The following is a 9,608-nucleotide window of genomic DNA, read 5'->3' on the forward strand; positions in this document are numbered from 1 at the left end:
GCGCAGGCGCTCGACCTGTGCCGCGCCCCGGTCCCGGTGGCCGAGGTGGCCGCCCATCTGAAACTGCCGGCGGCGGTCACCAAAGTGCTGCTGTCGGACCTGGTGGACTGCGGGGCTCTGACCACGAAACCCCCGGAGTTCCACCACAACCCCACCGACCGGGCCCTACTGGAGGCGGTGCTCGATGGACTACGACGACAGCTGTGAGTACGACGCGTACGGCTCCCACGATGATCAGACCCCGTTCCCGACCGCGCTGAAGGTTCTGGTCGCGGGCGGGTTCGGGGTCGGCAAGACCACCTTCGTCGGCGCGGTCAGCGAGATCGCGCCGCTGTGCACGGAGGAGCTGCTCACGACCGTCAGCGCCGGCACCGACAGCCTCGACGGCGTCGAGAACAAGGTCGAGACGACCGTCGCGATGGACTTCGGCCGCATCAGCCTGGACCCGGAGCACGTCCTGTACCTGTTCGGGACGCCGGGCCAGCAGCGGTTCTGGTTCATGTGGGACGAGTTGTGCGAAGGGGCGCTCGGCGCGGTGATCCTCGCGGACACGCGCCGCCTCCAGGACTGCTTCGCGGCCGTCGACTTCTTCGAGGAGCGCGGCCTCGGATTCATCGTCGCCGTCAACGAGTTCGACGGCGGCCACCGCTATCACCCGGAGGAGGTCCGGGCCGCTCTGGACCTCAACCCGGCGATCCCGGTGGTCCGCTGCGACGCACGGATCTCCGCGTCCGGCGTCCAGACCCTGCTGACCCTCGTCAAGCACCTCATCGCCCACACACCCGCCGAGAACGCCCGCGCATGACCCCCAACTCGCAGAGAGGAGCCCTGGGATGAGCTACGGACCGCCGCGGCCGGTGGGGCGGCTGCTGGTCACGCCGGAGGACCGGGAGGCCCCCGCACGGGCCCGGAGGCTGAGCCGACTCGGCCTCGGGGAACGCGCGGAGCCCATGCTGGACCGCCTCGCCGAACGCCTCGCGGACCTCACCCGCGCCCCGTACGCGATGGTCAACTTCGTGGGCGAGGAACGCCAGTTCTTCGCCGGCCTGTACGTCGCGCCGGGCGCCCGCGGGGAGTTGGGGCGCGAGCTGCCCCGCGACCACGGCTACTGCCCCCATGTCGTCGTCAGGCGCCGCGCGCTGGCCCTCGGCGACGTCGCCGACTACCCGCGCTTCGCCGGCAACCCGATCGTGGACGAGTACGGCATCCGGTCGTACCTCGGCGCCCCCCTGACCGACAGCACCGGCATGGTCCTCGGCACGGTCTGTGTCGCCGACCTCGCCCCAAGGGCCTGGGGGACCACGGGACTTGAGACGGTCAAGGCGACCGCCGCCGAACTCGTCGTCATGCTGGAGGAGAGGGCGTGAAGCGGAGCTGCGGCGCCGCTTAAGAAAAGCTCGATGGACCGGGGCGGCACGGGTACGGCAGATTCGTCGTCGTATCCATCCCCCTCCCCGGACCCGGGTCACCTCGTCGTGCCCGCGAGCCGGTCGACTCACCTCAGGAGCCGTTGCGTTGAAGGCGCTGGTCAAGGAGAAGGCGGAGCCGGGACTGCGGCTGCGGGACGTCCCGGAGCCGGCGGTCGGCGCCGGGGACGTACTGATCAAGGTGCAGCGCACCGGGATCTGCGGCACCGACCTGCACATCAGGGCCTGGGACGGCTGGGCGCGGCAGACGATCCGCACGCCGCTGGTCGTGGGGCACGAGTTCGTCGGCGAGGTCGTCGAGCTGGGCGCGGGCGTCACGGACGTCGCGATCGGCGACCGGGTCAGCGGTGAGGGCCACCTGGTGTGCGGGAAGTGCCGCAACTGCCTCGCCGGGAGGCGGCACTTGTGCCGGGCGACCGTGGGGCTCGGCGTGGGGAGGGACGGCGCGTTCGCGGAGTACGTCGCGCTGCCCGCGTCCAACGTGTGGGTGCACCGCGTCCCCGTGGACCTCGATGTCGCCGCGATCTTCGACCCGTTCGGCAACGCCGTGCACACCGCCCTGTCGTTCCCGCTCGTCGGCGAGGACGTCATCGTCACCGGCGCGGGCCCGATCGGCCTGATGGCGGCGGCAGTCGCCCGGCACGCCGGGGCGCGCAACGTCGTCGTCACCGACGTCAGCGAGGAGCGCCTCGACCTCGCGCGGAAGGTCGGCGTGAGCCTCGCGCTGAATGTGTCGGACCGTCAGATCGTCGACGGGAAGCGGGAGTTGGGGCTGCGTGAAGGCTTCGACGTCGGCCTGGAGATGTCCGGGCGCCCCGAGGCGCTGCGCGACATGATCGCCAACATGACGCACGGCGGCCGGATCGCCATGCTGGGCCTGCCGACCGAGGAGTTCCCCGTCGACTGGGCCCGGATCGTCACCTCGATGATCACCCTCAAGGGCATCTACGGCCGCGAGATGTTCGAGACCTGGTACGCGATGTCCGTCCTCCTGGAGGGCGGCCTCGACCTCGCCCCCGTCATCACCGGCCGCTACGGCTACCGCGACCACGAGGCCGCCTTCGCCGACGCCGCGAGCGGCAGGGGCGGCAAAGTCATCCTCGACTGGACGAGCTGAAGGAACCCCATGTTCGACTCCGTACGCGACGACCTGCGCGCCACCCTCGAAGAGATCCGCGCCGCCGGGCTCCACAAGCCCGAACGCGTCATCGACACCCCGCAGTCCGCGACCGTCAACGTCAGCTCCGGCGGGCGGCCCGGCGAGGTCCTCAACTTCTGCGCCAACAACTACCTCGGCCTCGCCGACCACCCCGACGTGATCGACGCCGCGCACCGCGCCCTCGACCGCTGGGGCTACGGCATGGCCTCCGTCCGCTTCATCTGCGGCACGCAGGAGGTCCACAAGGAGCTGGAGGCCCGGCTCTCCCGGTTCCTCGGCCAGGAGGACACGATCCTCTACTCCTCCTGCTTCGACGCGAACGGCGGCGTCTTCGAGACGCTGCTCGGCGAGGAGGACGCGGTGATCTCCGACGCCCTCAACCACGCGTCGATCATCGACGGCATCCGCCTCTCCAAGGCCCGCCGCCTGCGCTACGCCAACCGCGATCTCGCCGACCTGGAGCGCCAGTTGAAGGAGGCCGGGTCCGCCCGCCGCCGCCTGATCGTCACCGACGGCGTCTTCTCGATGGACGGGTACGTCGCTCCGCTGCGCGACATCTGCGACCTCGCCGACCGGTACGACGCGATGGTCATGGTCGACGACTCCCACGCCGTCGGCTTCACCGGCCCCGGCGGACGCGGCACCCCCGAACTGCACGGCGTCATGGACCGGGTCGACATCATCACCGGCACCCTCGGCAAGGCCCTCGGCGGCGCCTCCGGCGGGTACGTCGCCGCGCGCGCCGAGATCGTCGCGCTGTTGCGCCAGCGGTCGCGGCCCTACCTCTTCTCCAACACCCTCGCGCCGGTCATCGCGGCGGCTTCCCTGACCGTCCTCGACCTCCTGGAGTCCGCCGGTGACCTGCGGGAACGGCTCGCCGAGAACACGGCGCTGTTCCGGCGGCGGATGACCGAGGAAGGGTTCGACATCCTGCCCGGCGACCACCCCATCGCGCCGGTCATGATCGGGGACGCGGCGAAGGCGGGGCGGCTCGCGGAACTGCTCCTGGAGCGGGGCGTGTACGTGATCGGGTTCTCGTACCCGGTCGTCCCGCAGGGACAGGCGCGGATCCGGGTCCAGCTGTCGGCGGCGCACTCGACGGAGGACGTGAACCGGGCGGTGGACGCGTTCGTGTCGGCGCGCGAGGAACTGGAGGCGTCGGCGGACCTCGAAGGCTGAGGGTAATTCGAGAGGCTTGGGACATCTTGCGATAATCAGACCCATGATCGAAGCCCGGCGGCTCCACATCCTCCGCGCGGTGGCCGACCACCGTACGGTCACCGCGGCTGCCGCCGCGCTCTACCTCACCCCCTCCGCCGTCTCCCAGCAGCTCGCCGCCCTGGAACAGGAGACTGGCCACCGCCTCGTCGAACGCGGCGCCAAGGGCGTACGGCTCACCCCGGCCGGCGAGATCCTGCTCGGTCACACCAACGCCGTGCTCGCCCAACTGGAGCGCGCGGAAGCCGAGTTGGCGGCGTACAGCAACGGCGAGGCGGGCACGGTCACCGTCGCCGCGTTCGCGACCGGCATCGCGCTGGTCGTCGCGCCCGCGATGACCCGGCTCGCCCGGACCGCCCCCGGCATCCGGCTGCGCGTCCAGGACGCGGAGGGCGACGCGAGCCTGCCGATGGTCCTCGACCGGCAGGTGGACGTCGCCGTCGCCGTCGAGTACCGGGGCGCTCCCGCCGCCGACGACCCCCGCCTCACCCACGTACCCCTCTACGCGGAGCCCTTCGACGCGGTCCTCCCCGCGCACCACCGCCTCGCGGACACGCCCGAGGTCCCGCTCGCGGAGCTGTCGAAGGACACCTGGGTCGGCCCCTACCCCGGCAACCCCTGCCACGACGTCGCCGTCCTGGCCTGCGAGAACGCCGGGTTCCAGCCCCGCATGGAGCACGCCTCGGACGACTTCCGCGCAGTCGTCGCCCTGGTCGCCGTCGGCGCCGGAGTCGCCCTCGTCCCCCGCTCCGCCCTCCTCGGCACCGCCCTCACGGGAGTCCGCGTCCGCCCCGTGGACGGCATCGCCCCGACCCGCCGGGTCTTCGCGGCGATAAGACGCGGCGCGGAGACCCACCCACTGATCCGGCCTGTCCTGGAGGCACTGGCCGAGGTGAGCCATCCGTGAGGCGGGTGACTGTCAGTGGTGGCCGGTACGGTGCGGAGCATGCTGGACGCTGAAGATGTACGCCGAATCGCTCTGTCGCTGCCCGACACCACGGAGAAGGTCGCCTGGAGCATGCCGACCTTTCGGGTCGCCGGGAAGATGTTCGTCACGCTCCCCGAGGACGAGACGTCGATCGCGGTGCGCTGTCCCAAGGAGGAGCGTGACGAACTCGTTCTCGCCGAGCCCGGGAAGTTCTGGATCGCCGGTCACGAGGCCCAGTTCGCGTGGGTGCGGGCGCGGCTCGCGGCGGTGGAGGACGAGGAGGAGCTGAGGGCGATCCTCGCGGACTCGTGGAGACAGGCCGCGCCGACGCGGTTGCTGGAGGCGTATCCGGGGCTGGGGGTGGCGGGGGTGTAGGTCAGGCGGTCGCCGGCGCGCGTTCCGTCAGGAAGCCGTCGATCCGCTTCCGCAGGGACTCCGCGTCCAGTCCGTGAGCTGCCGTGTGCTCCTCGACCGTGCCGTACCTGCGCAGTTCACGGCGGCCGACCCCCAGGCCGAGGACCCGGTGCGGGCGGTCGGCCAGCGCGTCGTTCGCGGCGGGCGTCGAGGTGCCCGCGAGGTACGGCTCGACGAGGACGACGTCCGTGCCCGCCGCGTCGGTCGCCCGGCGCAGGGCCGCCGCGTCGAAGGGGCGGACCGTCGTGCCGTACAGGACCGTCACGTCCAGGTCCTCCGTCGCCGCGAGCACCGCGTCCAGCGTCGGCCCGACGGCGAGGACCACGCCGCGCCGGCCCTCCCGTACGGTCAGGAAGCCGTGTCCGTCGACCGGCCGGGCCTCGTCGTTGGACAGCTCCGACAGGCGGACGTACACCTTGTCGTCCCCGGCGGCCACCGCGTGCCGCAGCAGCGTCTCCGCCTCGTCGGGGTGGCCGGGGATGTGGACGGTCCAGCCGTCCAGCGTGTCCAGCAGGGCGACGTCGCCGGGCGACATGTGCGTGAAACCGCCCGCGGGCCAGTCGTACGACGCCGCCGCGCTGACCAGCACCGCGCCCACGTCCTGGTGCCCCAGGTCCAGCTTGACCTGCTCGAAGGGGCGCTCCACGAGGAAGCTGGCGAAGGTGTGCATGACCGGGCGCATACCGGTGAGCGCCAGGCCCGCGCCCGCGCCGATCAGCAGCTGTTCCCTGATCCCGACGTCGATGACGCGCTCGGGGTGGCGGCGGCTCGCCTCGGCGAAGCTGTCGGAGCCGATGACGGCGAGGACGACGGCCACGCGGGGGTCGTCGTCGAGGAGGCGGGTGAGCGTGGGGGCGAGGCGGTCGCGCATGGTGTCCATGGGGGGGGCTCCTTCGGAGTGCGGGTGCTTCTGTTCTCTTGCGGGGCTTCAGCCCCGTCGGACCTGGGCCGGGTTCTTCGGCTCCACCTGGGCGATCACCGCGTGCGGTCGCCCGGCGTGCGGTGCCGTGAACGCCTCGTACAGGGCCGTGTGGTCGCGCCCGTCGACCGTGGCCGTCGACCACCCCGCCGCCTCGAACCGCGCGGCGATCCCGCCGGGCCGGGCGTGGCCGGCGGAGGCGTTGTCGATGACGACCGCGTGCAGGCGGTCGAGGCCGGTCGGACCGGCGTACGCGATGGCCTCGTGGTTGCTGCCCTCGTCGAGTTCGGCGTCGCCGATCAGGACCCAGACGGCGGGGCCGGGCCGGTGCTGGGCGCGCAGGCCCAGGGCCGTACCGACGGCCAGCGGCAGACCGTGGCCGAGCGAGCCGCTGCCGATCTCCGCGCCGGGGACGAGGAGGCGGTCGGGGTGGTGGCCGAGGGGCGAGTCGTACGACCCGAAGCCGTCCAGCCACTCCACCGGCAGGAACCCCTTCGCGGCGAGGACCGCGTAGTACGCCATCGGCCCGTGCCCCTTGGACAGCAGGAACCGGTCCCGATCCGGATCCTCGGCCCGCTCGGGCGTCACCCTCAGCACCCGGTCGTACAGCACCCACAGCACGTCCATCGTCGACGTCGCCGCCGGTCCGTGCTTCTCCGCGCCGGTCATCCGCTCCATCAGCCCGGCCAGTTCGTCGTACCCGTACGTCCGACGGGTTCCCTCTGTGATCGTCATGCCACCGATCGTGCAACCTCAACCAAAGTTGAGGTCAACTCCGGCCCGCCGCGAAAAGCGATGCGCGAGCAGCGATCCGAGTGCGGTATATTTTCCCTGCGCGTTCAACCAGGGGAAACCCCAGGTCAAACGGGCAGCGGGACGTGGCGCAGCTTGGTAGCGCACTTGACTGGGGGTCAAGGGGTCGCAGGTTCAAATCCTGTCGTCCCGACTGTGGAAGTCGGAGAACAGAGGCCGTGTCAGAGAGATCTGACACGGCCTTCGACGTGTTCGCGGGAAGAGCGGTGGGGGATCACCGCTTCCGGGCCACGGCTCCCAGTTGGGGTACGACCGCGGGCTCCTCGCCCGGCTCCGGGTGCCAGCGGGAGCAGGGGACGAGGCCGGGCTCCAGGAGGGTGAGGCCCTCGAAGTACCGGGCGACCTCCTCGCTGCCGCGGGCGGTGACCGGGGGCTTCGCGTTGGCGTTCCAGAAGTCCATGGCCTGGAGCTGGAGGTCGCCGCCGAGGTCAGGGTCCGTGGTGGGGTGGGTCAGGACGAGGAAGCTGCCGGAGGGCAGCGCTTCCACGAGCCGGGCCGCGATCGCTCGCGCCTCGCCGTCGTCGAGGACGAAGTTGAGGATGCCGAGCAGCATCAGGGCGGTGGGCTCGGTGAGGTCGAGGGTGTCTCCGGCGATGCGCAGGATGGCGTCCGGGTCGCGCACATCGGCGTCGATGTAGTCGGTGGCGCCCTCCGGTGCGCTGGTCAGCAGGGTGCGGGCGTGCGCGAGCACGATGGGGTCGTTGTCGACGTACACGATCCGTGACGCGGGCGCGATCCGCTGGGCGATCTCGTGGGTGTTCTCCAGCGCCGGCAGGCCGGTGCCGATGTCCAGGAACTGGCGGACGCCGTGCTCCCGCGCCAGACGGCGCACGGCGCGGCCGAGGAACTCCCGGTCGGCGCGCGCGATGTCGCGGATGACGGGGATCATGCCGGCGACGTGCTCGCCCACCTGCCGGTCGACCTCGTAATTGTCCTTGCCGCCCTGCCAGTAGTTCCACACGCGAGCGTTGTGTGCCGTGCGGGTGTCAACTCGCTGAGCCGCTGCGTCGGCGCTCTGCTTCTCGCTCACGTCTTCCTCTCCTCACGCGCCCAAGAGCCGCCTGGAAACGGGCACTTGGGGCGCGCGGCTGCGCTCCGGGACGTCGGTGGGCGTCATTCTGCCGTACACGATCGCCGAAAAACGCTTGGACGTCGCCCCCGCCCGCGCGGGAGACTTCCCGTTCCTCCTCCGATTTGTCCCGCTTGCGCGCGCCGTTTTTCGCGCGCCCGGGACCTGAGCGACACAGGGACGGGATGGATACGGCTGAATCACGCAAGGGCGCGGTGCTGCTCGCCCTTCGGTACTACGGACGGGAGTTGGGACGGCTGAGATGGCTGGCGCTGCCGGCGTTGCTGCTGCCCGCGCTGGGGAACGCGGGCATCAACTACGTGGCGCCGCTGGTGGTGGCGAAACTGGTGGGGCGGATCGCGGACGACGGGGAAGTGGTCGTCTCGACCGCGCTGCCGTACGTCGTGGGGTTCGCGCTCGTGATGCTGACGGCCGAGGCGTTGTGGCGGGTCGGCATCCACTGTCTGAACCGGGTCGACGCGCTCGGCGTCGAGAACCTGTACGTCGTCGGCATGGACGAACTCTTCGCGAAGGACGCCGCGTTCTTCCACGACAACTTCGCGGGGTCCCTGACCAAACGGGTGTTGAGCTTCGCCGGGCGGTTCGAGGAGTTCGCGGACACGCTGGCGTTCCAGGTCGCGGGGAGCCTGCTGCCGCTGGCGTTCGGGTCGGTGGTGCTGTGGAGCTACGAACCCTGGCTCGTCGTCTGCCTGTTGACGATGATCGCGGTGACGGCCGTAGGGGTGACGCCGCTGATCCGGCGCCGGCAGCGGCTCGTCGCCCAGCGCGAGGAGGCCATCGCCCGGGTGTCCGGGCACGTCGCCGACAGCCTCACGAACATGGACACCGTGCGCGCCTTCGCCGCCGAGGAGCGCGAGGCCGCCGAACACCGGGTGCGGGTCGCGGAGTCGAAACGGCTGATGCTGAGGTCGTGGGACTACGGGAACCTGCGCATCGACACGTTCGTCGCGCCGATGTCCGTCCTCACCAACGCGCTGGGGCTGTTGCTCGCGGTCACGCTGGCCGGGGGCGGGCACAGTGTGGAGGGCGTCATCGTGGCGTTCACGTACTTCATGAACGCCACGCGCATCATGTTCGAGTTCAACCAGATCTACCGGCGCATGGAGAGCTCCATGACCGAGGCGGCGCAGTTCACCGAGCTGCTGCTCACCTCGCCGACCGTCGTCGACTCGCCCACACCGGAAGCGCTGGCGCCGCGCTCCGCCGACGTCCGCTTCGAGCAGGTCACCTTCGCGCACGGCGGGGGCGACCCCCTCTTCGAGAAGCTCGACCTGGACGTGCCGGGCGGTACGAAGATCGGGCTGGTCGGCAGGTCCGGCGGCGGGAAGACGACGCTCACCCGGCTGCTGCTGCGGATGACCGACATCGACGGCGGGCGCATCCTCGTCGGCGGCCAGGACATCAGCCGGCTGCGCCAGGCCGACCTGCGCAGCCTCATCGCGTACGTCCCGCAGGAACCCGCCATGTTCCACCGCAGCCTGCGCGACAACATCGCCTTCGCCCGGCCCGACGCCACCGACGCGGACATCCGCCGGGCCGCCGAGGCCGCCCACGTCACGGAGTTCGCCGACGCGCTCCCCGAGGGCTTCGACACGATGGTCGGCGAACGGGGCGTCAAACTCTCCGGCGGCCAGCGCCAG

11 protein-coding genes and 1 tRNA gene are annotated in these 9,608 nt (G+C 71.3%); 9 read left to right on the forward strand and 3 right to left on the reverse strand.

The window, feature by feature from the left end; translation table 11 throughout:
- From AOK24_RS11900 to AOK24_RS11930, 7 genes are all read left to right on the forward strand, one after another.
- Positions 1-207 (forward strand): DUF742 domain-containing protein (locus AOK24_RS11900; protein ID WP_159051845.1); only part of this gene is annotated, 207 nt, incomplete at its 5' end.
- Complete coding sequence (locus tag AOK24_RS11905) at positions 185-805, forward strand: GTP-binding protein (protein WP_055720033.1); 621 nt, start codon at positions 185-187, stop codon at positions 803-805. The genes AOK24_RS11900 and AOK24_RS11905, both read left to right, overlap by 23 nt.
- A gap of 28 nt (positions 806-833) precedes the next feature.
- Entirely contained in the window at positions 834-1,367 is a 534-nt protein-coding gene (locus tag AOK24_RS11910) for a GAF domain-containing protein (RefSeq protein ID WP_055720034.1), read from the forward strand.
- 148 nt (positions 1,368-1,515) lie between these two features.
- Positions 1,516-2,544: an L-threonine 3-dehydrogenase gene (gene tdh / locus AOK24_RS11915; protein ID WP_055720035.1), complete on the forward strand. Its 1,029-nt coding sequence runs from the start codon at positions 1,516-1,518 to the stop codon at positions 2,542-2,544.
- 9 nt (positions 2,545-2,553) lie between these two features.
- Complete coding sequence (locus AOK24_RS11920) at positions 2,554-3,765, forward strand: glycine C-acetyltransferase (protein ID WP_055720036.1); 1,212 nt, start codon at positions 2,554-2,556, stop codon at positions 3,763-3,765.
- Positions 3,766-3,808: 43 nt separating this feature from the next.
- Positions 3,809-4,711, forward strand: a complete 903-nt coding sequence (locus AOK24_RS11925) for a LysR family transcriptional regulator (RefSeq protein WP_055720037.1) — start codon at positions 3,809-3,811, stop codon at positions 4,709-4,711.
- A 39-nt stretch (positions 4,712-4,750) separates the two neighbouring features.
- On the forward strand, positions 4,751-5,107 hold the full coding sequence (locus tag AOK24_RS11930; RefSeq protein ID WP_055720041.1) for an MmcQ/YjbR family DNA-binding protein: 357 nt from the start codon (positions 4,751-4,753) through the stop codon (positions 5,105-5,107).
- Between the two features lies 1 nt (position 5,108).
- On the opposite strand, the gene AOK24_RS11935 is transcribed toward AOK24_RS11930, so the two are convergent.
- Positions 5,109-6,026: a transketolase family protein gene (locus tag AOK24_RS11935; protein WP_055720038.1), complete on the reverse strand. Its 918-nt coding sequence runs from the start codon at positions 6,024-6,026 to the stop codon at positions 5,109-5,111.
- Between the two features lie 48 nt (positions 6,027-6,074).
- Positions 6,075-6,800, reverse strand: a complete 726-nt coding sequence (locus tag AOK24_RS11940) for a thiamine pyrophosphate-dependent enzyme (RefSeq protein WP_055720039.1) — start codon at positions 6,798-6,800, stop codon at positions 6,075-6,077.
- Between the two features lie 137 nt (positions 6,801-6,937).
- Here AOK24_RS11940 and AOK24_RS11945 point away from each other — a divergent pair.
- A tRNA-Pro gene (locus AOK24_RS11945) sits at positions 6,938-7,011 on the forward strand.
- Positions 7,012-7,092: 81 nt separating this feature from the next.
- Here the strand turns inward: AOK24_RS11945 and AOK24_RS11950 are convergent.
- Complete coding sequence (locus AOK24_RS11950) at positions 7,093-7,908, reverse strand: SAM-dependent methyltransferase (protein ID WP_055720040.1); 816 nt, start codon at positions 7,906-7,908, stop codon at positions 7,093-7,095.
- A gap of 224 nt (positions 7,909-8,132) precedes the next feature.
- Between AOK24_RS11950 and AOK24_RS11955 the strand changes: the two genes are divergently transcribed.
- The coding region (locus AOK24_RS11955; protein WP_240553833.1) for an ABC transporter ATP-binding protein at positions 8,133-9,608 on the forward strand (1,476 nt) is incomplete at its 3' end.

The organism is Streptomyces niveiscabiei (genome assembly GCF_001419795.1).
GTDB lineage: Bacteria > Actinomycetota > Actinomycetes > Streptomycetales > Streptomycetaceae > Streptomyces > Streptomyces niveiscabiei.

Coding starts and splice junctions, on each gene's coding strand:
- AOK24_RS11925 (WP_055720037.1), top strand. CDS start 3,809: ATGATCGAAGCCCGGCGGCTCCACATCCTCCGCGCGGTGGCCGACCAC.
- AOK24_RS11920 (WP_055720036.1), top strand. CDS start 2,554: ATGTTCGACTCCGTACGCGACGACCTGCGCGCCACCCTCGAAGAGATC.
- AOK24_RS11940 (WP_055720039.1), bottom strand. CDS start 6,800: ATGACGATCACAGAGGGAACCCGTCGGACGTACGGGTACGACGAACTG.
- AOK24_RS11905 (WP_055720033.1), top strand. CDS start 185: ATGGACTACGACGACAGCTGTGAGTACGACGCGTACGGCTCCCACGAT.
- AOK24_RS11910 (WP_055720034.1), top strand. CDS start 834: ATGAGCTACGGACCGCCGCGGCCGGTGGGGCGGCTGCTGGTCACGCCG.
- AOK24_RS11930 (WP_055720041.1), top strand. CDS start 4,751: ATGCTGGACGCTGAAGATGTACGCCGAATCGCTCTGTCGCTGCCCGAC.
- AOK24_RS11935 (WP_055720038.1), bottom strand. CDS start 6,026: ATGGACACCATGCGCGACCGCCTCGCCCCCACGCTCACCCGCCTCCTC.